The following is a 24,413-nucleotide window of genomic DNA, read 5'->3' on the forward strand; positions in this document are numbered from 1 at the left end:
CCCCACAAGTTGTCTCTGGGGGGGCGGGGGGTGTGGGGTGCCGCGATAATCCCTGATGGGGGGGGCGCGCCGAACTTCTCCCCCCCCCCCGCCTCAGCGGTGGCTCACCCGGCGGTCAGCACCGCCGGCCGCGGCCGGCGGTCCGGCCGGTGCTCAGCTGCAGCCGCTGGTGGAGCCGCAGCCCTCGCAGAGGTAGCAGCTTCCGGCGCGGCGCATCTTGGTGCCGCAGGAGAAGCAGAGCGGAGCGTCGGCGTTGAGACCGAGCTGGATCTCCATCAGCTCCGTGGAGTTGTGGGCCTGCTTCGCGGACGGCTTGGGCGCCTCGACGGCCGGGGCCGGCGCCGGGGCCGGCTTCGCGGTCACCGGGGCGGACTGGGCGAGCGACTCGGTGTCGAGCTCCTCGGCCTCCAGCGGCTCGTAGGAGCCCGTCTCCAGGTGGCGCTGGCGCTCCTCGACGGAGTGGATGCCGAGCGCCGAGCGGGTCTCGAACGGCAGGAAGTCCAGTGCGAGGCGGCGGAAGATGTAGTCGACGATCGACTGCGCCATCCGCACGTCCGGGTCGTCGGTCAGACCGGCCGGCTCGAAGCGCATGTTGGTGAACTTCGAGACGTACGTCTCCAGCGGCACGCCGTACTGCAGGCCGACCGAGACGGCGATCGAGAAGGCGTCCATCATGCCCGCGAGGGTCGAGCCCTGCTTGGACATCTTGAGGAAGACCTCGCCCAGGCCGTCGTCCGGGTAGGAGTTGGCGGTCATGTAGCCCTCGGCGCCACCGACCGTGAAGGAGGTGGTGATGCCCGGGCGGCCCTTGGGCAGGCGCTTGCGGACCGGGCGGTACTCGACGACCTTCTCGACCGCGGCGGCGGGGGCCTCGGCCTGCTCGGCCTTGGTCTCGGAGTCCTTCTTCTTGGCCGAGAGCGGCTGGCCGACCTTCGAGTTTTCGCGGTAGATGGCGAGCGCCTTGACGCCCATCTTCCACGCCTCGAAGTAGATCTCCTCGACGTCCTCGACGGTCGCCGCGGCCGGCATGTTCACGGTCTTCGAGATGGCACCGGAGATCCACGGCTGGATCGCCGACATCATCCGCACGTGCCCCATCGGGGAGATGGAGCGCTCGCCCATCGCGCAGTCGAACACCTCGTAGTGCTCGGACTTGAGGCCGGGCGCATCCACCACGTTGCCGTGCTCGGAGATGTGGGCGACGATCGCCTCGGTCTGCTCGTCCTGGTAGCCGAGGCGCTTGAGGGCGCGCGGGACGGTGCCGTTGACGATCTGCATCGAGCCGCCGCCGACGAGCTTCTTGAACTTGACCAGGGCCAGGTCGGGCTCGACGCCGGTGGTGTCGCAGTCCATCATCAGGCCGATGGTGCCGGTCGGGGCGAGCACCGAGGCCTGGGCGTTGCGGAAGCCGTTCTGCGCGCCGATGCGCACGACGTCCTGCCAGGTGCGGTTGGCCTGCAGCCAGACCGGGGCGTCCAGTTCGTCCACCGAGACGGCGTCGAGCGAGGCGTCCGCGTGCTGCTTCATGACCTGCTGGTGCGCGACCGCGTTGCGGGCGTAGCCGTCGTACGGGCCGACCACGCCGGCGAGTTCGGCACCGCGGCGGTAGGCGGTGCCGGTCATCAGCGAGGTGATGGCGCCGGCCAGGGCGCGGCCGCCCTCGCTGTCGTAGGCGTGGCCGGTGGCCATCAGCAGGGCGCCGAGGTTGGCGTAGCCGATGCCGAGCTGGCGGAAGGCGCGGGTGGTCTCGCCGATCTTCTCGGTCGGGAAGTCGGCGAAGCAGATGGAGATGTCCATCGCGGTGATGACGAGTTCGACGACCTTGGCGAAGGTCGCCGCGTCGAAGGAGTCGTCGTCGCGCAGGAACTTCATCAGGTTGAGCGAGGCGAGGTTGCAGCTGGAGTTGTCCAGGTGCATGTACTCGGAGCAGGGGTTGGAGGCGTTGATCCGGCCGGACTCCGGGCAGGTGTGCCAGCGGTTGATGGTGGAGTCGTACTGGATGCCGGGGTCGGCGCAGGCCCAGGCGGCCTCGGCCATCTTGCGGAACAGCTTCTTCGCGTCCACGGTCTCGATGACCTCGCCGGTCATCCGGGCGCGCAGGCCGAATTCGGTGCCGTTCTCGACGGCGGTCATGAATTCGTCGGAGACGCGGACCGAGTTGTTGGCGTTCTGGTACTGGACGGAGGTGATGTCGTCCCCGCCGAGGTCCATGTCGAAGCCCGCGTCGCGCAGGGCGCGGATCTTCTCCTCCTCCTTCACCTTGGTCTCGATGAAGGCCTCGACGTCCGGGTGGTCGACGTCGAGCACGACCATCTTGGCCGCGCGGCGGGTGGCGCCGCCGGACTTGATGGTGCCGGCCGAGGCGTCGGCGCCGCGCATGAAGGAGACCGGGCCGGAGGCGTTGCCGCCGGAGGACAGGAGTTCCTTGGAGGAGCGGATCCGGGAGAGGTTGAGGCCGGCGCCGGAGCCGCCCTTGAAGATCATGCCCTCTTCCTTGTACCAGTCGAGGATCGACTCCATGGAGTCGTCGACGGACAGGATGAAGCAGGCGCTGACCTGCTGGGGCTGCTTGGTGCCGACGTTGAACCAGACCGGCGAGTTGAAGCTGAACACCTGGTGGAGGAGGGCGTGCGTCAGCTCGTGCTCGAAGACCTCGGCGTCGTCCTTGGTGGCGAAGTAGCCGTGCTTCTCGCCGGCGGCGCGGTAGGTGAGCACCACGCGGTCGATGATCTGCTTGAGGCTCCACTCGCGCTGCGGGGTGCCGACGGCGCCGCGGAAGTACTTCGACGTGACGATGTTGACGGCGTTGACCGACCAGAAGTCGGGGAACTCGACGCCGCGCTGCTCGAAGTTGATCGAGCCGTCACGCCAGTTGGTCATGACGACGTCGCGCCGCTCCCACCGGACCTCGTCGTACGGGTGCACGCCAGGAGTGGTGTAGATGCGCTCCGTCCGGAGACCGCCCTTCGAGGCCTTCGCGCCCTTGGCCGCGGCCTTCTCGGACTTCGACCCGCGTGCGGAACCGCTCGTGGTGTCTGTCACTTCTCGCTCCTCCTCCTGGGCAAACGCCCGGGGTGCCCCGAAAAGTCCGGGCACCGCTGGTTCGTTCTTCCGGTGTGCGGGCAGGCGGAGACCCTGCCTGTGATCGCACGGTTTGTAGTGTTCTGCGCCCCGTTTCCGGGCACGCCGGGGCCCCGTGGGGCCGTTGTGGTGCGGCTGGGCCCGCCTGGGGGCCGGTGCGCCGGCGCCTCCTAGGGCGCGGCGGCGGAGACGGACACGCGGGCGTCGTCCGTCTCCGGGGTGCGGGGCCGTTCCGCGCGGAGTTCCGCGATGGCGGCCTCGAAGTCTTCCAGTCCGTCGTACGCCTGGTACACGCTGGCGAAGCGCAGGTACGCGACCACGTCGAGTTCCTTGAGCGGGCCGAGTATGGCCAGGCCCACGTCGTGGGTGGTCAGCTCGGCGCTGCCGCTGGCGCGCACGCACTCCTCGACCCGCTGGCCGAGCTGGGCCAGCGCGTCCTCGGTGACCGGTCGCCCCTGGCAGGCCTTGCGGACGCCGGTGATGACCTTCTGCCGGGAGAACGGCTCGGTGACGCCGCTGCGCTTGATGACCATCAGTGCGGCCGTCTCCACCGTGGTGAAGCGGCGGCCGCAGTCGGGGCACTGCCGGCGGCGGCGGATGCAGCTGCCGTCTTCGGTGGTCCGGCTGTCGACAACGCGGCTGTCGGAGTGCCGGCAGAACGGGCAGTGCACCTCGGGATCCCTCCCTGGCAGATCGTGCGGACCGGTCGAGTCTAAGCGATGTGCCCCCGCCCTCGGCAAGCTGATCATGCCGGCGACCACTAGTACTGGGCACGGAGAGGACTCTAGCCACTACATCTAGGCCTCCGGGGCAAGCACCGCCCCTGGCGTGTCGACGCCGATTAGACTGCCGGAGTCGACTTCTGGTCGAACATTTACTCGATGTACAACAAAGCCTTGATCGAGTCAGCCAACTCCCGAATAATTCACTCGAACGTGTGTTTGGCGCAACCTTTCGATACGAGGTGCGTTGGGCTGGAAAAGGGAGAGGACAGCCGTCGAGAGGGGCCGCCGTGAACACGATCGAAAGCAACACCATCCCGGTGCAGGAACACTCCCAGTTCAAGGTGGGGCAGCGCACCACGAATCAGCAGAGCGTGGACATCAGCATGGACCGCAGCGAAGACCACCGACTCTCCGGCACGGCCCTTTCCGGCTCGAACCGCGTGCCGGACCAGCCGATCGAACACTCGCCCGCCATGGACGACACCCACCCGTCGCCCGCCCGTGCGATGCCCGGCCGCCCCCCCGGCATCCGGACCGACGAGGCCGGCCTCACCGAGCGCCAGCGCCGGGTGATCGAGGTCATCCGGGATTCCGTCCAGCGCCGGGGCTACCCGCCGTCCATGCGCGAGATCGGCCAGGCCGTCGGCCTGTCCAGCACCTCCTCGGTGGCCCACCAGCTGATGGCCCTGGAGCGCAAGGGCTTCCTGCGCCGGGACCCGCACCGTCCGCGCGCCTACGAGGTCCGCGGCGTCGAGGTGGCCCGCCCCAACACCGCCGAGACGGCCGGCCGGCCGTCCACCTCCTACGTGCCGCTGGTGGGCCGGATCGCGGCCGGCGGGCCGATCCTGGCCGAGCAGACGGTCGAGGACGTCTTCCCGCTGCCCCGCCAGCTGGTCGGCGAGGGCGAGCTGTTCGCGCTCACCGTGCGCGGCGACTCGATGATCGAGGCGGCCATCTGCGACGGCGACTGGGTCACCGTGCGCCGCCAGCCGGTCGCCGAGAACGGCGACATCGTGGCCGCGATGATCGACGGCGAGGCCACCGTCAAGCGACTCAAGCGCGAGGACGGCCGGATCTGGCTGATGCCGCACAACCCGGCGTACGAGCCGATCAACGGCGACAACGCGACCATCCTGGGCAAGGTCGTCGCGGTCCTGCGCCGCCTCTAGGCGCCCGACGACCTCCGGGCGCCCGGCCTCCCCCGCGGGGCGCCGCGCCGCGACCCGCACGGGTCGCGGACACCGGGAAGGGGCTCCACCGCTCACGCGGGGAGCCCCTCCGTCGTTCCGTCGGGCCCTGTGCCCGGGGCGGGCCTCAGCCGCGCTTCTCCACCGGCCGCACCGGCGCCGCCGAGGCGTCGATCGCCGCCAGCGAGCGGCGCACCTGGTTGCGGTCCGTGGTGTACCAGAACTCGGGCATCGAGGAGCGGAAGAAGCCCCCGTACCGCTTGGTCTCCACCCGCGGGTCGAGCACCGCCACCACGCCCCGGTCGTCCGCCGCGCGCACCAGCCGGCCCGCGCCCTGCGCCATCAGCAGCGCCGCGTGCGTCGCGGCGACCGCCATGAAGCCGTTGCCGCCGCGCTGTTCGACGTCCTTCTGGCGGGCGCTCATCAGCGGGTCGTCCGGCCGCGGGAACGGGATCCGGTCCATCACGACCAGCTGGCAGGACGATCCGGGAACGTCCACGCCCTGCCAGAGCGAGAGCGTGCCGAACAGGCAGGTGGACGCGTCCGCGGCGAAGTCCCGGATCAGCTCGCCCAGGGTGTCCTCCCCCTGGAGCAGGATCCGCTGGTCCAGCCGCTCGCGCATCGCCTCGGCGGCGGCCTGGGCGCCGCGCATCGAGGAGAACAGCCCCAGGGTCCGCCCGCCGGCCGCGCCGATCAGTTCGGCCAACTCGTCGAGCATGTCCGGCCGTTCCGGGTCGCGCCCGGGGTCGGCCAGGTGCTTGGCGACGTACAGGATGCCCTGCTTGGGGTACTTGAACGGGGAGCCGACGTCGATCCCGCGCCAGTGCGGCACCGCGTCCTCGCCGAACCCGGGGCCGGGCTCGGGGTTGTCCCCGTCCGTGCGGACGTCCGGCAGCCGCGTCTCGGGGGGCAGGCCGACGGAGGCGGCGACGCCCTTGAAGTCCCCGCCGAGCTTGAGCGTGGCCGAGGTGAGGACGACCGAGCGCTCCTTGTACAGCCCCTCGCGCAGCAGTCCGGAGACGCTCAGCGGGGCGACCCGCAGCGAGGCGGTGCCCAGCCCGTAGCGGTCGCTGCGCTCGATCCAGACCACGTCGTACTCGGAGTCCTCCAGCAGCCGCTCGGCGGTCTCGTGCAGCGTCTCGGCCGAGGCCATGGCCTGCTTGCGAACGGCGTCCTCGTCGCTGAGCCCCTTGTCCCTGGTCTCCCCCAGCGAGCTGATCACCTGGCGGGAGGCGTCCCGGATCGCGGTGACCGCGTACGCCAGGTACTCGGGCAGTTCCTCGACCCGGCCGGGCTGGGCGGTCTCCATCAGGCCGTGGTAGTTCTCGGCGGCGGCCTGCAGGGCGTCCACGGCCTTCTCGTTGGCGAGCCGGGCGGCCCGCTTCACGGCCCGGTTGACCGCGCCGACGGTCAGCTCGGCGGTGGCCGCGCCGGTGACCCGGTTGACCAGCTCGTGGGCCTCGTCGACGATCAGCAGACCGTGCTCGGGGAGCACCGGTGCGCCCTCGATCGCGTCGATCGCGAGCATCGCGTGGTTGGTGACCACGACGTCCGCCAGCTTGGCCCGTTCCCGTGCCTTCTCGGCGAAGCACTCCTGCCCGTACGCGCAGCGGGTGGCGCCCAGGCATTCCTTGGAGGTGACCGCCAGCTGGGCCCAGGCCTTGTCGGAGACGCCGGGGCTGAGGTCGTCGCGGTCCCCGGTGTCGGTCTCCTCGGCCCAGTCGCGCAGGCGCAGGACGTCCTGCCCGAGCTTGCCGGTCGGCCCGCCGAGCGCGTCCACCGGGTCGAACAGGCCCTCGCCCTCCTCGCTCGGGGTGCCCTCGTTGGCCCGGTGCAGGCACAGGTAGTTGGAGCGGCCCTTGAGCATCGCGAACAGCGGGCGGCGGCGCAGCGCCGGGTGCAGCGCCTCGACGGTGCGCGGCAGGTCCCGCTCCACCAGCTGGCGCTGCAGCGCCAGGGTGGCGGTGGCGATCACCACGCGGTCCCCGTGGGCGAGCGCGGGCACCAGGTAGGCGAGGGACTTCCCGGTGCCGGTGCCGGCCTGGACGAGCAGGTGCTCGCCGTTGTCGACGGCGTCGGCGACGGCCTCGGCCATCCGGACCTGGCCGGCGCGTTCGACGCCGCCGACGGCCGCCACCGCGGCGTGCAGCAGGTCGGGGATCCGCGAGCGCGGGACGGCGACGGGCTCGTCGGCGTCTTCGCCGTGGTCCGCCGCGAGCTGGGATTCGGAGTCGTTCGTCATGACACTCCCACCCTACGGGGCGGGGGTGACAATCCGGTCCCGTTGCGCGGGCGGCCGCACGTCCACCTCCACCAGCGCGTTGGGCACGGTCCCGAACCGGGCGGCGTGCGGGCGGTGCGGGCGGTCCTGGTAGCCGTCGAGGAGCAGCCGGTTGCGGTTGAGGCAGAGCCGGTCGATCCGGGGCCGGAAGAGGTCGAACAGCTCGAAGCGCTCGCGCAGTTCGGGGAAGCGGTCCTGGTGGCGGCGGACCTCGGCGCGCAGCAGGGCCCAGAACTCGGCCTCGGCCAGTCCGGTCTGCGCCTCCAGCAGCGGGGCGAGGTAGCGGAAGACGCCGATGAACAGTCCGGAGTGGATGAACTGGCAGAGCCCCTGCGCGCCCTCCCGCAGCAGGACGTCGGCCACCTCGGCGGGCAGGTCGCGCAGCTCGGGGAGGTCGAGCGAGCTGAGGTTGACGTCGTCCACGAAGTCCTTGACCGCGAGCCGGGTCGGGGTGTCCCGCTCGTCGAAGACCACGATGGCGTTCTCGCCGTGCGGGGAGAAGACCAGGCCGTAGCGGTAGAGGAAGTGGAGCAGCGGCGGCAGCATCGCGGCGAACAGCCGGCCGGTCCACTCGGCGGGGGTGAGGCCGGAGCGGGTGATCAGCTCGGCGGCGAGGGCCCGCCCGTCGGAGCCGGTCTGCAGCAGGGCGGCCAGGGTGCGGGCGCGCTCGTCGTCGTCCAGGGAGGGGCCGAGCGGTTCGCGCCAGATCGCGCCGAGGAGTTCCTTGTACTGGTAGGGCGCCTCGGGCATCTCCCCGTACAGCGGGTGGTCGACGGTGACGGAGGCGACCTCGCCGAGCAGGACCACCCGGCACTCGTCGCGCAGGAACGGGTCGGCGTCGCGGAGGCCGTGCAGCCAGGCGGTGACGGCGGGCGCGGCGAGGGTGCGTTCGGTGGGCAGGCCGCGCCAGACCAGGGTGTTGAGGATGGACAGCGGCAGCTTGACGGTGCAGCGCTCGGGGCGGGCGGTGTTGAAGAAGGAGCGGATGGACTGCTGGGGCAGCCGCGGGTCGCCGTCGGAGGGCAGCGGGACGATCTCGCCGGAGGCGATCCAGGGCGCGAACAGCGGCAGGACCGTCTCGTCCCACTGCCAGGGGTGGACGGGCAGCAGCAGGTAGTCGTCGGCGTCCGGTCCGAGCGCGGCGCGCAGCGCGTCCACGTCGTCCAGCTCGCGGGCGTACAGCTGCTCGGGGCGGTCCAGACCGGGCACGCCGCGGTACCGGGCGAGCCGGCGGTGGACGGCGATCCAGGGCAGCGGGCGGGGGCTGCGGGCCTCGGGGGCCCAGCGGGCGGCGTCGGAGGCGGAGAAGCCGATCCGGCCCTTGTTGGGGACGATCCAGGGGTGACCGCCCTGCCGGCCCTCCAGCGCGGTGTGGTCGAGCTCGGCGAGTTCGGCGGCGGTGAGCGCGGTGGCGAGCTGGCGGGCGTCGGCGGTCAGGGTGGCGGAGAGTTCGCGGATCAGGTGGGCGGTGGTATCGCCGCGCATCCCGAGGGTCTCCCGGGCGTAGGGGAGGAAACGCAGCGGGTCCAGGCCGTCCGGGCGGGAGCAGCGGATCGACTCCGGCTCGACCTGCCAGCCGTCGTAGGCGCCGCGCCGGGCGGTGAAGTGGTACTCGACCTCCGGCAGCTTCAGCAGGTACTCGCCGTCGAGGGCCCCGGGGACGGGTTTGAGCAGTTCCTCGTAGGCGAACTCGCCGAGCATCTTGGCCAGCAGGGCGCGGCCGGCCCGCTGCCAGTGCCCGGCGGTGAGGTGCGGGGGCAGGTAGAGCGGCGGTTCAGCGGCCGGCTGTTGCGGCACGGGTCAGCTCCTGGGGGCGGGGGAGGACGGGGGTCTGTTCCGGGGGTGCGGATACCGGTGGTGCTTGGCCGGCCTGTGCCCGGGCGGCCGGGACGGGCGGCGCGAAGCCGGTCCAGGCGGTGCGGCCGGGCAGCCGGTGGACGGTCCGCCCGGTGACCGCGTTGAGGATCACGGCGGCCCGGTGGGCGCCGAGCCCGAGGTCGGGCGTGCCGACGCCGTGGGTGTGCAGTTCGGCGTTCTGGACGTAGAGGCCGCCGCCGAGTCCGGGCCGGGTGGCGACCCGGTGGTCGAGGTCGACCCGGTAGCGCCCGGCCTCGTCCCAGTCGATCAGGTCGGCGAGCGGTTCGAGCGCGGCCGGGCGGGCGGCCCGGTAGCCGGTGGCGAGCACCACGGCGTCGGTGCGCAGGACGTGCTCGGCGCCGGAGTCGGTGTGCCGGCAGTGCAGTTCGAGGCCGCCGCAGGGGCCGGGCCGGGCGTCGGTGACGGCGGTGCCGGGGGTGATCTCGACCGGGGCGGCGTCGATCGGGCGGCCGATCGTGCGCTCGTAGAGGTGGTCGTGGATCTCGGCGAGGGTCTCGGCGCTGGCGGCCTTGTGCAGTTGCCACTGGGCGGTGACCAGGGCGTCCCGGACGGGCCCGGGCAGGCTGTGGAAGTAGCGGGTGTAGTCGGGGGTGAAGTGCTCCAGGCCGAGCTTGGAGTACTCCATGGGCGCGAGCGCGCGGGTGCGGGTGAGCCAGCGGAGCCGGACGCCGTCGCCCTCGTGGCGGCGGAGCAGGTCGAGGAAGACCTCGGCGCCGGACTGTCCGCTGCCGATCACGGTGATGTCCCGGGCGTCGGCCAGGTCGTCCCTGCGGTCCAGGTAGTCGGCGGAGTGGAAGGCCTGCGGGTGGCCGGCGAGCCCGGCGAAGGCCTCGGGCAGCACCGGCCGGGTGCCGACGCCGAGGGCGAGGTTGCGCGCCCGTACGGAGGAGCGCCGGCCGGTCGCGGTGTCGGTCAGCTCGGCCCGGTAGCAGTCGCCTTCCCGGTGCAGGGCGGTGACCTCGGTGCCGAAGCGGCAGTTGGTCAGCCGCTCGGCGGCCCAGCGGCAGTAGTGGTCGTACTCGCGGCGCGGCAGCTGGAAGCGCTCGGCGAAGTAGAACGGGAACAGCCGGTCCTGCTCGCGCAGGTAGTTGAGGAAGGACCACGGGTTGGTCGGGTCCACCAGGGAGACCAGGTCGGCGAGGAACGGCACCTGCATCCGGGCCCCGTCCACCAGCATCCCGGGGTGCCAGCGGAACTCCGGGCGCTGGTCGCAGAAGAGCGTGCGCATTCCGGGGACGGGCTCGGCGAGCGCGGCGAGCGAGAGGTTGAACGGTCCGATGCCGACGCCGAGCAGGTCGTACGGCGGCGGGGGTGCTGGGGTGTCCACGGGGTTTCCTAGGCGGGGTCGGGGTCAGGCGGACCGGGGCCCGTCGGGGTCGGACGGGCGGCGGCCGAACGGGCTGCGGTCGGGCGGTCGGGATCGGACGGATCGGGGTCGGACGGTCGCGGTCGGACGGGCCGTGGTCAGGCGGGCCGCGGTCAGGCGGGCCGGGCCCGGACGGTCAGGGGTGCCCGGGCGCGCACCATCAGGGCGGCGCGCTTGTCGGGCAGGTCGAGTTCGGCGGTCGCCCGGAACCCGGCCCGTTCGAAGGCCCGGACCGAGCGCCGGTTTCGGACGTCCGGTTCGGCGACGACCCGTTCGCAGGACGGTCGGCGGCGCAGGATCCCCTCCGCGAGGGCGGCCAGCAGGACGGCGCCCAGTCCCCGGCCGCGGCTGGCGGAGGGGCCGAGCAGCAGGTGGACGCCGGTGTCGTGCGGCCGGGCCGGGTAGTGCGCGGCCAGCGGGTCGAGGTCGGCGCGGTAGACCTCCCAGTAGCTCATCGGCTCGCCGTCGAGCAGGCCGAGGCAGGGAACGCTGCGGCCGTCGCCGTCGAGCTGGGTCCGCACGTGCCGGCCGGTGACCTCGGGCGGCCCGGCGAGTTCCCAGAAGGCGGCGACCTCGGGGTCGTTCATCCACCCGGCGAGCAGGTCCAGGTCGGCGGGCAGCCGGACCGGGCTGAGCCGGAACTCGCCGGCCGGGGTGGGGATCGCACCCCACCCGGGCAGGTCGTCCAGCATCAGCCACCCGCCACCGGGTTGGGGATGTCCACGTAGACGGACTGGCTGGCGACCGGGCCGACCAGTTCGTCCATGCCGTTGATCCGGGTGAGCAGGTTGGCCTTGCAGGGCAGTGTGGGCGCGTCCAGCAGCAGCCCGGGCAGCGCCGAGCCGGTGGCGGCGGCCCGCGGTCCGGCCAGGAACCGCCGCAGTGCGGCCAGCAGCACCGTCTCGTCGGCCAGCCGCTGGGAGCCGAAGGCGCCGATCAGGCCGAGGACGTGGTTGATGCCGAGGTAGTAGGCGAAGTGGTGGTCGATCACCGGGTCGGGCAGGAAGGTGTCGCTGTCGGTGCCGAGTCCGGGCAGCCGGTCGGTGAGCCGCTCGGCGGCGCTCTCCCGGTAGTAGTAGCCCTGGTTGTCGCGGTAGCGGCCGCCGCGGGGCCAGCCGGCCTCGTCCAGCAGGACGAGGCTGTTCTGCTGGTGCGCCTCCAGGGCGATACCGCCCCGGCCGTCCAACCACAGGATGGGCAGCACGACGGCGTCCAGGTAGCGCAGGAACCATTCGGCGGCGACGGTCCGCAGCGGGCGCCCGCAGCGCGCGGCGAGGGCCCGCAGGATGTCGCCGAGCCGGGACGGCACGGTGTCGCCGGTGCCCAGCGGCTGTTCGGCGACCAGTCCGGCGACGCACAGTGCGCGCTCGTCGGGCGCGAAGGGCTGGGCGCGCAGCACCGTGTCCAGGCCGCCCGGGTCGCCGAGCGCCGGATGGTCGACGCCGATCCAGGCCGGGTCGCGGACGATGTCGAAGCCGGGGTGGGCGGCCCGCCACTCGGCGGCCAGCCCGCTCTCCAGCAGCTGGTGCATCTCCAGGCCGCGGTGCAGTTCCTTGCGCAGGTTCTCCCGGCGGGAGTTGGTGATCCGCAGCCCGAGCGAGAGCTTGAGCATCCAGGGGGTGCCGGGCCGGTAGACCGTGCGGACCGAGGAGGTGGGGTGCCAGGGCTCGCCGGCCGGGCCGAGGTCGTGCAGCAGCCCGTCGGCGAGCAGGGCGGCGACGGCCGGGCGGTGGGCGAGTTCGCGGGCCTGCCAGGGGTGCAGCGGCAGGGCGGCGGTGCCGGGCGGCAGGGCGAGGCGTCCGTCGAGCAGGCCGGCGGTGATCCCGTCGGCGCTCTCGGCGACGGCGGAGCCGGCGGCGAGCAGTTCGCGGGCGACGGCGTACCAGTGGAGTTGGAAGGAGCCGTGGAGTTCGGGCGAGTAGGCGGCGCTCTGCGCCGGGCCGAGGCCGTCGCGGCTCTTCGGGGTGGGGTGCAGCGGGTGGCCGAGGAGCAGGGACTGTTCGGCGGCGAGGAAGTGCGAACGCTCGGGGCCGCCGGGCGCGGCACCGGCGCGGCGGTGGGTGAGGATCTCGGCGGTGCGGACGACGGAGTCGGCGACCCGGGCGGCGAGGTCGGCGACCTGCCCGGGGTCCGGCCGGTCGGCGGCCGCGGCGGCGAGCAACGCGGCGGCGGTGACGGCGTCCACCGGGGCGTCGTGGGAATCCCCCGCGGCGGCCTCGCCGGCCGCGAGGGTGGCCGGGCCGAACCGGTGCCAGCCGCCGGGCGACCAGTAGCGGACCGGGGCGGTGAGCCGGGCGGCGCCGCCGAGGACGGCGATCCGCAGTCGGCCGTCGGGCCCGGGCCGGGCTCCGGTCTCGCGCGTCCAGCAGCGCAACAGGGCTTCCACGGCGGCCTGTTCGGCGGCGACGGTGGGATCGTGGTGCAGCAGCGGATCGCGGTGGAGCAGCGGATCGCGGTGCGGCGCCTGGTCGTGGTGCGGCATCGGGCCGGAGTGCGGTACCGGGTCGCGGTGCGGCAGCGGATCGGGCCCGGGCCGCTCCCCCGCGTTCGCCTCCGGGCGTTCGGGGCCCGGCGCCGTCCCCCCGCCCCGGGCCGGGGGTGCCCCCACCGCGCACTGGTCGCTCGCCGCTCTCGGCGTCGGCGCGCCCTTGGGCTCCCGAGGGGGCTCCGTGGGCTGCGGCGGTTCGGGCGGGGCTCCGGTGAGGGCGGTGCTCAAGGCTGCTCCTTGGGGCGCGTGGGGGTGCGGACGCGCACTGGTGGTGGAGGGGGTCGGTGGGCGCTCGCACCGTCGCGTCAGGTAAGGGTTACCTATCCCTGAGGGGTGATCACAAGGACGGCTCACTCGTCCGGGTGAAGATCGGGCATTGTCCACCCCGGGGGCGAAAGGCCCTGCTGCGCCGGTGAGTCGACCGGGTCCGCGTCACGGATCGGTGATCTCCGGCCGGTAGCGCAACCCGGGGGGCGGGCACGGCCGTCCTCCTCCGCGGTGGAAGACTCCAGGGCGGCGGGCCGCCGCAGCACGGACCGGCCGCGCACGGACGACCCGTCACCGACCGGCCCAGCACGACCGACCCAGTACAGACCGAGCACAGGGGGAAGCGCACAGATGCCTACGATCCACCGGTCAGCCCTGGCCGCCGCCGTGGTCGCGGGAAGCCTGCTCGCCGTGAGCGCCTGCGGGCCGGACGGCCCGGCGGGCGACGGGGGAGGCAGCGCCGCGCCGCCGCCCGCCTCGGCCCCGGCGAACGGCACCGCCGGCGGAGGCGGCGTGATCGGCGGGATCACCCTCCCGTCCGGCCTGCCGACCAGCCTGCTGGAGGGCCTGCCGAGGAGCTGGGACGACCTGAAGAAGTGGAAGTTCGAGGACTGGGACAGCTGGGCGTCCAAGCACGTCTTCAACAACCCGGTGGTGAAGGACTTCTGGGACCCGGACACGATGGGCGACTCCAAGCCCGCCGACCCGGCCCCGCCCGCCGCCAAGCCCTCCCCGGCGACCCCCAGGCCCGCCACCGACGACGGCGTGACCGACCCCGAGCCGCCGGTGGTCAACGCCGTCGCGGTGCCCCGCCCGTACACCAAGCAGCCCTCCGGCAAGGTGTTCTTCTCCGCCAAGGGCGGCCGCGGCAACTGCTCGGCGACGGTGATCGCCGACCCGCAGCACCCCGGCAAGAGCAACCTGGTCTGGACGGCCGGCCACTGCGTGCACGAGGGCAAGGGCGGGAGCTTCTACAAGGACCTGGTGTTCGTGCCCGCCTACAACAACTCGGGCGCCTCCAGCGGCGGCAAGCGCGCCCCGCTGTCCGAGCTGGCCCCGCTCGGCACGTGGTGGGCCGACCAGGTCACCACCTCGCCGCAGTGGATGGTCGAGGGCGGTGGCACCGGCGACGCCGCCAACCAGTACGACTTCGCGGTCATGCGCGTGCACAACCAGAACGACACCGGCAAGTCCCTGGAGGAGACGGTCGGTTCGGCCGTCCCGGTGTGGTTCGACGCCCCGCGCGACAAGATCGGCGTGTCGGCCGTCGGCTACCCGCTGCTCAAGCCGTTCGACGGCCAGGAACTGTACAAGTGCGACGGCGGCAAGCCGACCCGGCTCTCCTTCGACGCCAAGCGGCCCTCGATGCTCACCATCGGCTGCAACATGACCCAGGGCTCCAGCGGCGGCGGCTGGTTCGCCACCATGCCCGACGGGAAGACCGCCCTGGTCAGCAACACCTCGATCGGCACCCAGGACCACACCTCGCTCAGCGGCCCGTACCTGGAGACGGTCGCCAAGCAGGCCCTGGACTGGATCTCCAGGAAGCAGTAGCCGCCACGGGGGGCGGTCGTACGGAAACACCAGCACAGCACGGGGGACGATGCAGCATGCCGAGAACCACCAACCGGGGGCGCCGGGCCGGGACGGCCGGCGCCGCACTGCTCGCCGTGACCGCCCTCGCGGCGGCGGCCTGCGGCCCGGACGGCCCCGCCAGGCCGGCCACCCCGCCGCCCGCCCTCCCCAAGTCCGCGCCCACCAGCCTGGGCGACCTGACGGGCTGGAAGCTGGAGGACTGGACGAAGTACGTCACCGAGAGCAGGTTCGCCAACGAGACGGCCCGGGGCTTCTGGTCGACCGCCCGGATGGACGCCGCCAAGCCCCGGCCCACCCCGGAGTACCCGCTCACCGCCCCGGCGGCCCCCGGCGTCGAACGGGACGCCCCGCCCGCCGCCGTCCGGGCCGAGCCGCAGCCGCACCCGTACGGCCAGGCCGCGGCCGTGGTCGGCCGGCTCTTCGTGACCACGCCGCAGGGCGACGCGGCCTGCTCCGCGACCGTGGTCTCCGACCCGGTCAACCCGGGCCGCAGCAACCTCGTCTACACGGCCGCGCACTGCCTGCACGACGGCAGGGGCGGCGGCTGGCTGAAGAACGTGGTGTTCGTGCCCGGCTTCAACCGGGACGGCCAGGCGAACCACGGCAAGCCGTACACCGACGCCCAGGCCGCCCCGTACGGCCGGTGGACGGCGGTGCGCGCGCTGGTGTCGCCGACCTGGCTCCAGGAGAGCGGCGTCGGCGCCCACAACCAGTTCGACTACGGGATCCTGCGGGTGCAGGCCGAGGGCGACTCCGGGAAGTCCCTGGAGGAGACCGTCGGCGGGTCGGTCCCGGTCTGGTTCAACGCCCCGCGCGACCAGATCACCTCGGCCGCCGCCTACGGCTACCCGGCCGAGCGGCCCTTCGACGGCATGGAGCTGGACCACTGCGACTCCCCGGTCCCGCCCGCCCGGCTCTCCTTCGACCGGAGCCGCCCGCCGATGTACGTGATCGGCTGCACCATGACCGCCGGCTCCGGCGGCGGCGGGTGGTTCGTCACCAGGGACGGCAAGCCCAACCTGATCAGCGTCGGTGCGATCGGCGACCGCGGTCCGGCCGGCTACCAGGCCGGGCCCTCGCTGCAGGACCAGGCGAAGCAGGCCTTCGACTTCTTCGCCAAGAACGTCCGCTGACCCGGACCGGACGACCCCGGGGAGCGCCCCGGCTCGGACGACCCGCGCCGCGAACGCCCCTCACCAGCACACGGGGGCCCCCGGGACCACGTACGGTCCCGGGGGCCCTTCACACCGCTCGGGTGGCCTCAGCCCTGCAGGGCCACCGTGAAGTGCTCCAGCTCGGCGGCCAGCTCGGCCGGCACCTTGGCGTGCAGCAACGTGCCCTCGCCGGTGTGCTCGGTGGAGAGCAGCTCGCCCTCCGCGTGCACCCGGGAGACCAGCGCGCCCTGGGTGTAGGGCACCAGGGCCCGCACCTCGACGGCCGGTCGCGGCAGCTCGTCGTCGATGAGCTTGAGCAGTTCCTCGATGCCGGCGCCGCTGCGGGCCGACACCACGATGGCGTGCGGCTCGCGGCGCAGCAGGCGCTGCAGCACGTGCGGGTCGGCGGCGTCCGCCTTGTTGATCACCACGATCTCCGGCACGGTCTGCGCGTCGACCGAGACGATGACCTCGCGGACGGCGGCCAGCTGGGTCTCCGGCTCGGGGTGCGAGCCGTCGACCACGTGCAGGATGAGGTCCGCGTCGGCGACCTCCTCCATGGTCGAGCGGAACGCCTCGACCAGGTGGTGCGGCAGGTGCCGGACGAAGCCGACGGTGTCGGCCAGGGTGTAGACCCGCCCGCTCGGGGTCTGGGCCCGGCGCACGGTCGGGTCCAGGGTGGCGAACAGGGAGTTCTCGACCAGCACGCCCGCGCCGGTGAGCCGGTTGAGCAGGGAGGACTTGCCGGCGTTGGTGTACCCGGCGATGGCCACCGACGGCACCTGGTGGCGCCGGCGCTCCTGGCGCTTGGTGTCGCGGCCCTTCTTCATGTCGGCGATCTCCTTGCGGAGCTTCGCCATCTTCTCGCGGATCCGGCGCCGGTCGGTCTCGATCTTGGTCTCACCGGGACCACGGGTGGCCATGCCGCCGCCGGACGAGCCGGAGCCGCCACCACCCATCTGCCGGGACAGCGACTGGCCCCAGCCCCGCAGTCGCGGCAACATGTACTGCATCTGCGCGAGCGAGACCTGCGCCTTGCCCTCCCGGGACTTGGCGTGCTGGGCGAAGATGTCCAGGATCAGGGCCGTCCGGTCGACGACCTTGACCTTGACCACGTCCTCCAGGTGGATCAGCTGGCCCGGGGTGAGTTCACCGTCGCAGACGACGGTGTCGGCGCCGGTGGAGGCGACGATGTCGCGCAGCTCCTGCGCCTTTCCGGAGCCGATGTAGGTGGCCGCGTCCGGCTTGTCGCGACGCTGGATGACGCCGTCCAGCACCTCGGAGCCGGCGGTCTCGGCGAGCGCGGCGAGCTCCGCCATGGAGTTCTCCGCCTCCTCCAGCGTGCCGTCGGTCCAGACGCCGACGAGCACCACGCGCTCCAGGCGGAGCTGGCGGTACTCGACCTCGGTGACGTCCTCGAGTTCGGTGGAGAGGCCGGCGACCCGGCGCAGGGCGGCGCGCTCGCTGCGGTCGTACTGGTCGCCGTCGTAGTGGTGGCCGAGGTCCTCGTCGATGGCCGCGAGGTCCTCGTCCATGAGGGCTTCCGCCCGCTGACCGTCGAAGCGGCGCGGAGCGTCGGCGTGGTCGCGGGTGTCGAACGTGGAGGTCATTCTGTCCTTTGGCTGGCTGGTACGGGAGGCCTTCGGGGACCGCGGGGCGGTCCCTCAAGGAGTCTGCCCAGCTGCCGCCCCGGCTACCGTCCGGGCGGGGTGAGCTACCCCTCGGGTCCTCGGTGCCACCGGGGCACCTGTGCCCTGTGAACGCCGTGGACCGGCCGTGAATTCCCCATGATGGTCGCACGCCCGGCGAGGCCCGGTCATCCCCATTTCCGGTCGGACGGCCGGGCCGTGGCCGGGCGGGACGGGGCCTGGCCGCCCTCCGGAGCGTGCGGGCGGTCGACGTCGTACACCCCGGAGACCCGCAGCATCGCCCGCATCAGGCCCGGCAGGGCGGCCGGCTCGGGCAGTTCCACGGTGTAGGTGTGCCGCACCCGCGACTCCTGCGGCGGCTCGACCTCGGCCGAGACGATGCCGACGCCCGCGGCGGAGATCGCCGCGGTGAGGTCGGCCAGCAGCCGGGGGCGGTTCAGCGCCTCGGCCCGCAGGGTGACCCGGTGCCCGGCCGCCGGGGCGTCCTGGGGCTGCCAGTGCACCTCCAGCGCGGCCCGGCCGTCCGCCCGCATCCGTTCCCCGGCGGGGCAGCCGGTGCGGTGCACGGCCACCGCGCCGCCGCGGATCGGGTAGCCGGCCACCTCGTCCGGCGGGACGGGCGTGCAGCAGCGCGCCAGCCGTACGGTCGCCCCGGGCCGGCCGGCCACGGCGACCGGTGCGGACCGCCTCTCGGCGGTGCGGCGGCCGGGCGGGGCGGGCTGGGCCGCGGCCGGACCGGTGCGCACCGCCGGCAGCCGGGCCGGCGGGTCGGCCAGCCAGCGTTCGATGGCGAGCCGGGCGGCCGGGGTGCGGGCGTGCGCCAGCCATTCGGGGGCGGGGCCGGAGGGCTGTCCGCCGCCGGCCGGGAGGGTCTCGGTGAGCACCGCGAGCAGGTCGCCGTCCTCCAGCACGGTGGAGAGCGCGCTGAGCCGTCCGTTGACCCGGACGCCGATACATCGGTGGCCGGTCTCCTCGCCGAGCAGGTAGGCCGCGTCCACGCAGGTGGCGCCGGCCCGCAGCTGAAGCGTTTCGCCGCTCTCGGTCACCACGGTGATCTCGCGGTCGCCGGCCAGGTCGGCGGTGAGCGTGGACCAGAAGGCGTCCGGGTCGGGCGTCTCCTGCTGCCACTCCAGCAGTCGGCTGAGCCAGCCCGGCCGGGCCGGGTCGGTGCGGTCCAGCTCGTCGGTGTCCTGGGCGGCGGCGGCCGGGGACGGGTCGCCGAGGGCGACCACCCCGGTCTCGGCGACCTCGTGCATCCGGCGGGTGCGGACCAGCACCTCGACCACCGCGCCGCCGCTCAGCGCCACGGCGGTGTGCAGCGACTGGTAGAGGTTGAACTTGGGCGCGGCCACGAAGTCCTTGAACTCCCCGGGCAGCGGCGTCCAGCAGGTGTGCAGTTCGCCGAGGACGGCGTAGCAGTCGGCGTTCTCCTCGACCACCACCAGCAGCCGCCCGAAGTCGGCCGGGCGCGGCCCCTGCGGCCGCCCGTCCGGGCCGGGCGCGCCGGTCCGTTTGAGCAGGACCCGGTGCAGCGAGACGCAGTGCCGGGGCCGCACGGTCACCTCGGCGGCCACCCCGGCCTCGGCGAGCTGCCGGGCCAGCTGCCGGGCGAAGGGCTCCAGCACGGTGTCGGGCGCGGCCTCGTGGCCGGCCATCAGGGTGCGGGCCCGGGCGTGCTCCTCGGGGTGCAGGGTGGCGAAGACGATGTCCTCCAGCTCCGCCTTGAGCACGTGGATGCCGAGCCGTTCGGCGAGCGGGATCAGCACGTCCCGGGTGACCTTGGCGATCCGCACCTGGCTGGCCGGCTTCATGTGCCGGATGGTGCGCATGTTGTGCAACCGGTCGGCCAGCTTGATCACCATGACCCGGACGTCGTCCCCGGTGGCGACCAGCATCTTGCGGAAGGTCTCGGCCTCGGCGGCGGCGCCGAAGTCGACCTTCTCCAGCTTCGTCACCCCGTCGACCAGGTAGGCGACTTCGGGACCGAAGCCCGCGCCGACCTGCTCCAGCGTCAACTCGGTGTCCTCGACGGTGTCGTGGAGCAGCGAGGCGACCAGGGTGGTGGTCCCGGCGCCGAGTTGGGCCAGGATCATGGTCACGGCCAGCGGGTGGGTGATGTACGGCTCACCGCTCTTGCGCTTCTGGCCGCGGTGGCTGGCCTCGGCGAGCCGGTACGCCCGGGCGAGCAGGCCGAGGTCACCCTGCGGGTGGTGCAGGCGGTGGACCCGGACGAGCGGTTCCAGGGCGTCCGGCACGAGCGGCCGGCCGGTGGCCAGTAACGCGGCCCGGCCGGCCCGGCCGAGGGCGGCCCGGCCCAGCTCTCCGAGGGGCCTCCTGGCCCCGCCCTGCCGTACGGTCGTCGGCTGCCCCGTCAGGGACTGCCCGGCTTCGATGGTCATCGGCACCTCCGGCAACGTCGCCGGGCGCGGCCCCTCCTGAGGGGGTGATCGTGCTACCCCTCCCAGGGGTGATCGACCCGGTGGTCCATGCTACCGAGCAGAGCACGTTCCGCGACGCCGTGATTCCCGTCCGCGACCGGTATCACCCGATCGGGGGGATTCGTCACCGCACGAATTGGGCAAACCGGGCCGTCAGCCCCGACGCACGGACTCCCACCAGCGCTCGTCCAGCCGCCCCTCGGCCACGATCACCGCCGGTCCGGCCATCTCCACCCGGCCGTCCGGGTGCTCGGTGATGACCAGGCGACCGCCCAGCACGTCCACGGTGTACGCGACGGCCTCACCGGTGACCGCCGGGTCGGCGCCGTCCCGGCGGATGGCGGCCACCGCGACGGCGCACGCGCCGGTGCCGCAGGAACGGGTCTCGCCCGAGCCGCGCTCGTGCACCCGCATCGCGACGTGGCGCGGCCCGCGGTCCACCACGAACTCGACGTTGACGCCCTCCGGGTACGCGCCCGCGGGACTGGTGAGCGGCGCGGTGAAGAGGTCACCGGCGTGGTCCAGGCTCTCCACGAACGCGACCGCGTGCGGATTGCCCATGTTGACGTTCAGCGCCGGCCAGCGGCGCTCGCCGACCGCGACCTCGATGCCGTCCGGCCCGGGGAACCGGGCGCTGCCCATGTCGATGGTGACGTCACCGGGCGTGCCGTCCGCGGCGGCCTCGGCGACCTTCGCGGTGAGCACCCCGGAGCGGGTGGCGACGGCCAGTTCACCGGGCTCGGCCAGGCCGGCCGCGACCAGGAAGCGGGCGAAGACCCGCAGGCCGTTGCCGCACATCTCGGCGATGCTGCCGTCGGAGTTGCGGTAGTCCATGAACCACTCGGCCCGGTCGGCCATCCCGGCGGCGGCCGGGTCCGCGGCCGAGCGCACCACGCGCAGCAGCCCGTCCCCGCCGACGCCGGCCCGCCGGTCGCACAGCGCGGCGACGGCCGCGGGACCGATCTCCAGCGCGCCGTCCGGGTCCGGGACGATGACGAAGTCGTTCTGGGTGCCGTGCCCCTTGAAGAAGGGGAGGCCACCGTGCTGGGGAGAGGATGCACTCACCCCACCGATGGTACTGAGCCCCGCCGGACCGCTCAGCGCAGGTAGGCGACCCGCCAGACCGCGAGCGCGCAGGCGGCGAGCGCGATCAGGGTGTAGACCACGATCGCCTTCCAGCCGGCCCGCTGCGCGGAGCCGCGGCGCGGCAGTCCCGGCCACTTGTAGCCGGCGTGCCGGGCGGCCATCGCGCCCCAGCCGACCGAGGCGGCGGTGAGCAGCAGTCCGAGCATCCCGACCATGGTGGCGCGCGCCCCGGCCGAGCCGAAGGCGAGCGGGAAGGCGAACATCAGTGAACCGAGGGTGCCCAGCAGGGCGATCGGCAGCGTCTGCCACCAGCGGAGCCGGCGCAGCGGGCGGATCTCCCGTTCGTGCACCGCGCCGCCGGGCGGCGTGCGGGTGTCCAGGGCGGGCAGCGCGACCGCGTAGGAGGTCGGCGCCTCCAGTCCGGTCAGCACGGGGAGGTCACCCATCGTCGACTCGTCGAACTCCTCGGCCGGCGCGGTGACGCTCCCGCTCTGACCGGGCTCGGGGCCGGTACCCGTCGACACACGGCCTCCCCTGACTGTTCGACACGAGCGGACTCGCGGCCGGGCACGGCCGGCCCGTTCGGCCGACCCCTATGGCATCGATGATGGCATGTCCAGAGGGTGGTTCCGGGCTCGACCGGGGCCGACGGGTGATCCGTGGCCATCACGTGATCGGGCCGTGACCGCCGGTTCGTCCTGCACGGTCGCCTGCGCGCGCAGGTGCACCGCCGAATTGGCCGGATCCCGTCCTACGCGGCCGGAACTCCCTGACGCCCGATCAGTTCGAGGGATTCGGCCAGCAGCTCGACGGGGTCGGTGCCGGCCGGCCGGGAGAGCCAGTGGATCCGGTCGTCACGGCGGAACCAGGACTCCTGGCGGCGGGCGAAGCGCTTGGTCGCGCGGACGGTCTCGGCCCGCGCCTCGTCCTCGGTGCACTCGCCGGCGAAGTGGTCGAGCACCTGCTGGTAGCCGAGCGCCCGGGAGGCGGTCCGCCCCTCCCGCAGCCCGACGGCCTCCAACGCCCGCACCTCGTCCAGCAGGCCGGCCTCCCACATCCGGTCGACCCGCAGGGCGATCCGCTCGTCCAGCTCGGGGCGCGGAACGGCGACCCCGATCTGCACCGCGTCGTACACGGCGGTGTTGCCGGGCAGGTTGGCGGTGAACGGCTGCCCGGTGATCTCGATGACCTCCAGTGCGCGGACGATCCGCCGCCCGTTGCCGGTGAGGATCGCCTCGGCGGCCGCCGGGTCCAGTTCGGCCAGCCGTCGGTGCAGCGCGTACGGGCCGGCCTGCGCCAACTCCGCCTCCAGCCGGGCCCGCACCTCGGGGTCGGTGCCGGGGAACTCCATCTCGTCGATCGCGGCCCGGACGTACAGCCCGGAGCCGCCGACGAGGACGGCGGTGCGCCCGGCGGCGAGCAGGCGGTCGATCTCGGCCCGGGCCAGCCGCTGGTACTCGGCCACGCTGGCCGCCTCGGTGACGTCCCAGACGTCCATCAGGTGGTGCGGCACTCCCCCGCGCTCGGCCACGGTGAGCTTGGCGGTGCCGATGTCCATGCCGCGGTACAGCTGCATCGAGTCGGTGTTGATCACCTCGCCGTCGAGGCTGCGCGCGACGGCGACGGCCAGGTCGGACTTTCCGGCGGCGGTCGCGCCGACGATCGAGATGACGCGCGGGGTACGGAGGATGCTCACCGTTCCAGTCTCCCAAAACCCGTTCGGTACCGGAGACCGGGCTGCCACCGGCCCGCTTCCGCGCGACGATTTGACTGCCGCCGGGACCGCTTCCGGCCGTTTCCCCAGTTGGCGCCCGGTTTGCGAACGCTTCGGCGGACCGGGACGTTGGGCAGGGGACGGGGATGGACGGACGGACGACAGGGAAGGGTGAGACCGCCATGGGTCTGATGGACAACCTCAAGGGCAAGGCCGAGGAGCTCAAGGAGAAGGCCAGCGAGCTCGCGGGCAAGCACAGCGACCAGATCGAGAAGGCCGTCGACAAGGCCGGCGGCGCGATCGACAAGGCGACCAAGGGCAAGTACAGCGACAAGATCGAGCACGGTGCGGGCAAGGCCAAGGACGCCGTCGGCGACTTCGCCCACAAGCCCAAGCCCGGCGACGACGGACAGCCGCCGCGGTCCTGACCCGCCCGGGCCGCCGCGGTCCTGAGCCGTCCGGGCCGTCCGGTCCTGAGCCGTCCGGGCCGTCCGGTCCTGAGCCGTCCCCGCCCGACTGGCCCCGGACCCGGATCCGGCCCTTGCCCCGGGTCCGGGACTAGGACCAGGAGGCCACGAAGTACCCGACCCCGTACGGTGCGTCGCAGTAGCCCAGCCGTCCGGTGAGGCCGGCGCCCCCGGCGGCGCCGGCGAGCACCTGCCAGGGTGCCCGGCCCTCGGCCTTGAGTTCGGCGGCCAGGCCCGCGTCCAGCGCGGCCAGGGCGGGCAGGTCGGCCGTGCCGAGGGCGTCGGCCAGCGCCGCGTCGTAGCCCTCGGCCCGCTCGTCCAGGTAGCCGGGGGCCTTCACCGAGCGGCAGGCGCTGCCGTCGCCGAGCACCAGCAGGGCGACCCGGTCGGCGAGTCCGGCCAGGCCCTGGCCGAGGCCGAGCATCCGGTCGGCCGGGGCGTCGGCGGGCACCGCGCAGGCGTGCGTCGGCAGGGTCACCCCGGCGCGCTCCAGCAGCCACGCGCCGACGGTCAGCGCGGGCGCCAGTTCCGGGCCCTCGACCCGGTCACCGGGCAGTTTGGCGACCAGCGGCACCCCGTAGCGGCGGAAGGAGCCGGCCCCGCCCTCGGTCCACACCTCGGCCTCCGGCCCGGTGCCGACCACCACGACCAGCTGCGGCCCGGCCGCGACCAGTGCCGCCAGCGCCTCGTCACAGGCGGCGCGCAGCGCGTCCAGCTCGCCCGCCGCCCCGGCGGCGACCTCCGGGACGAGCAGCGGCGGACAGGGGCACACGGCGGCGGCTACCAGCATGTGGATCACTCTAGCCCGGAAGCCGGACGGCCCGGTGGGAGCCGGAGCTCCCACCGGGCCGTCCCCGGGGCGCGTGCGTCAGTCGCCGCAGCAGGCCCCGCCCGCGGGCGCGGCGAGCGGCAGCGCGGCCGGGGCGCCGATGGACGGCAGGCCGAGCATCACGCCGGCCGGCTTGTCGGCGGGCTTCGCCTGGCGCTTCTCCCAGGCGTCACCGGCCCGGGTGCGGCGCACCGCGAGCGCCGGGCC

17 protein-coding genes and 1 pseudogene are annotated in these 24,413 nt (G+C 73.6%); 4 read left to right on the forward strand and 14 right to left on the reverse strand.

The window, feature by feature from the left end; genetic code table 11:
• Positions 1 to 153 precede the first annotated feature (153 nt).
• Entirely contained in the window at positions 154 to 3,042 is a 2,889-nt protein-coding gene (locus ACFV04_RS27395; RefSeq protein WP_380533225.1) for a vitamin B12-dependent ribonucleotide reductase, read from the reverse strand.
• A 209-nt stretch (positions 3,043 to 3,251) separates the two neighbouring features.
• Positions 3,252 to 3,752, reverse strand: a complete 501-nt coding sequence (nrdR, locus tag ACFV04_RS27400) for a transcriptional regulator NrdR (RefSeq protein WP_350523372.1) — start codon at positions 3,750 to 3,752, stop codon at positions 3,252 to 3,254.
• Positions 3,753 to 4,093: 341 nt separating this feature from the next.
• On the opposite strand from nrdR, the gene lexA reads away from it, so the two are divergent.
• A complete protein-coding gene (lexA, locus tag ACFV04_RS27405; protein WP_380341076.1) occupies positions 4,094 to 4,975 on the forward strand; it encodes a transcriptional repressor LexA in 882 nt (293 codons plus the stop codon).
• A 145-nt stretch (positions 4,976 to 5,120) separates the two neighbouring features.
• On the opposite strand, the gene ACFV04_RS27410 is transcribed toward lexA, so the two are convergent.
• From ACFV04_RS27410 to ACFV04_RS27430, 5 genes are all read right to left on the reverse strand, one after another.
• Positions 5,121 to 7,235 carry an ATP-dependent DNA helicase gene (locus ACFV04_RS27410; protein ID WP_380341083.1) on the reverse strand — a complete coding sequence of 705 codons (2,115 nt, stop codon included), beginning with the start codon at positions 7,233 to 7,235 and terminating at the stop codon, positions 5,121 to 5,123.
• Between the two features lie 12 nt (positions 7,236 to 7,247).
• On the reverse strand, positions 7,248 to 9,071 hold the full coding sequence (locus ACFV04_RS27415) for an IucA/IucC family protein (protein WP_380341086.1): 1,824 nt from the start codon (positions 9,069 to 9,071) through the stop codon (positions 7,248 to 7,250).
• Positions 9,049 to 10,479: a lysine N(6)-hydroxylase/L-ornithine N(5)-oxygenase family protein gene (locus ACFV04_RS27420; RefSeq protein WP_380533228.1), complete on the reverse strand. Its 1,431-nt coding sequence runs from the start codon at positions 10,477 to 10,479 to the stop codon at positions 9,049 to 9,051. Before ACFV04_RS27420 ends, ACFV04_RS27415 begins: the two co-directional genes overlap by 23 nt.
• 152 nt (positions 10,480 to 10,631) lie before the next feature.
• Entirely contained in the window at positions 10,632 to 11,318 is a 687-nt protein-coding gene (locus ACFV04_RS27425) for a GNAT family N-acetyltransferase (protein ID WP_380341194.1), read from the reverse strand.
• Positions 11,210 to 13,000: an IucA/IucC family protein gene (locus ACFV04_RS27430; RefSeq protein ID WP_380533239.1), complete on the reverse strand. Its 1,791-nt coding sequence runs from the start codon at positions 12,998 to 13,000 to the stop codon at positions 11,210 to 11,212. Before ACFV04_RS27430 ends, ACFV04_RS27425 begins: the two co-directional genes overlap by 109 nt.
• Before the next feature lie 624 nt (positions 13,001 to 13,624).
• Between ACFV04_RS27430 and ACFV04_RS27435 the strand changes: the two genes are divergently transcribed.
• Entirely contained in the window at positions 13,625 to 14,827 is a 1,203-nt protein-coding gene (locus ACFV04_RS27435) for a trypsin-like serine peptidase (RefSeq protein WP_380533230.1), read from the forward strand.
• A gap of 56 nt (positions 14,828 to 14,883) precedes the next feature.
• Positions 14,884 to 16,002: a trypsin-like serine peptidase gene (locus tag ACFV04_RS27440; RefSeq protein ID WP_380533232.1), complete on the forward strand. Its 1,119-nt coding sequence runs from the start codon at positions 14,884 to 14,886 to the stop codon at positions 16,000 to 16,002.
• Between the two features lie 128 nt (positions 16,003 to 16,130).
• On the opposite strand, the gene hflX is transcribed toward ACFV04_RS27440, so the two are convergent.
• The 5 genes from hflX to miaA form a co-directional block, all read right to left on the reverse strand.
• Positions 16,131 to 17,633: a GTPase HflX gene (gene hflX, locus ACFV04_RS27445; protein WP_380341100.1), complete on the reverse strand. Its 1,503-nt coding sequence runs from the start codon at positions 17,631 to 17,633 to the stop codon at positions 16,131 to 16,133.
• A 206-nt stretch (positions 17,634 to 17,839) separates the two neighbouring features.
• Positions 17,840 to 20,071 (reverse strand): RelA/SpoT family protein, encoded by a 2,232-nt coding sequence (locus tag ACFV04_RS27450; RefSeq protein ID WP_380533234.1) that lies wholly within the window; start codon positions 20,069 to 20,071, stop codon positions 17,840 to 17,842.
• 192 nt (positions 20,072 to 20,263) lie between these two features.
• Positions 20,264 to 21,175, reverse strand: a complete 912-nt coding sequence (gene dapF / locus ACFV04_RS27455; protein WP_360258416.1) for a diaminopimelate epimerase — start codon at positions 21,173 to 21,175, stop codon at positions 20,264 to 20,266.
• 32 nt (positions 21,176 to 21,207) lie between these two features.
• Complete coding sequence (locus ACFV04_RS27460; RefSeq protein ID WP_360258418.1) at positions 21,208 to 21,720, reverse strand: hypothetical protein; 513 nt, start codon at positions 21,718 to 21,720, stop codon at positions 21,208 to 21,210.
• Between the two features lie 227 nt (positions 21,721 to 21,947).
• Entirely contained in the window at positions 21,948 to 22,892 is a 945-nt protein-coding gene (miaA, locus tag ACFV04_RS27465; protein WP_380341107.1) for a tRNA (adenosine(37)-N6)-dimethylallyltransferase MiaA, read from the reverse strand.
• A 200-nt stretch (positions 22,893 to 23,092) separates the two neighbouring features.
• Between miaA and ACFV04_RS27470 the strand changes: the two genes are divergently transcribed.
• A complete protein-coding gene (locus ACFV04_RS27470; RefSeq protein ID WP_360258422.1) occupies positions 23,093 to 23,338 on the forward strand; it encodes an antitoxin in 246 nt (81 codons plus the stop codon).
• Positions 23,339 to 23,468: 130 nt separating this feature from the next.
• Here the strand turns inward: ACFV04_RS27470 and ACFV04_RS27475 are convergent, their stop codons facing one another.
• Positions 23,469 to 24,167 carry a hypothetical protein gene (locus ACFV04_RS27475; RefSeq protein ID WP_380533237.1) on the reverse strand — a complete coding sequence of 233 codons (699 nt, stop codon included), beginning with the start codon at positions 24,165 to 24,167 and terminating at the stop codon, positions 23,469 to 23,471.
• 78 nt (positions 24,168 to 24,245) lie between these two features.
• Positions 24,246 to 24,413, reverse strand: a pseudogene (locus tag ACFV04_RS27480) (tRNA (N6-isopentenyl adenosine(37)-C2)-methylthiotransferase MiaB); the annotation flags it as partial.

Source organism: Kitasatospora sp. NPDC059599 (genome assembly GCF_042735125.1).
GTDB lineage: Bacteria > Actinomycetota > Actinomycetes > Streptomycetales > Streptomycetaceae > Kitasatospora.

Coding starts and splice junctions, on each gene's coding strand:
- ACFV04_RS27410 (WP_380341083.1), bottom strand. CDS start 7,235: ATGACGAACGACTCCGAATCCCAGCTCGCGGCGGACCACGGCGAAGAC.
- ACFV04_RS27430 (WP_380533239.1), bottom strand. CDS start 13,000: ATGCCGCACCACGACCAGGCGCCGCACCGCGATCCGCTGCTCCACCGC.
- ACFV04_RS27435 (WP_380533230.1), top strand. CDS start 13,625: ATGCCTACGATCCACCGGTCAGCCCTGGCCGCCGCCGTGGTCGCGGGA.
- ACFV04_RS27440 (WP_380533232.1), top strand. CDS start 14,884: ATGCCGAGAACCACCAACCGGGGGCGCCGGGCCGGGACGGCCGGCGCC.
- hflX (WP_380341100.1), bottom strand. CDS start 17,633: ATGACCTCCACGTTCGACACCCGCGACCACGCCGACGCTCCGCGCCGC.
- ACFV04_RS27450 (WP_380533234.1), bottom strand. CDS start 20,071: ATGACCATCGAAGCCGGGCAGTCCCTGACGGGGCAGCCGACGACCGTA.
- ACFV04_RS27470 (WP_360258422.1), top strand. CDS start 23,093: ATGGGTCTGATGGACAACCTCAAGGGCAAGGCCGAGGAGCTCAAGGAG.
- ACFV04_RS27475 (WP_380533237.1), bottom strand. CDS start 24,167: ATGCTGGTAGCCGCCGCCGTGTGCCCCTGTCCGCCGCTGCTCGTCCCG.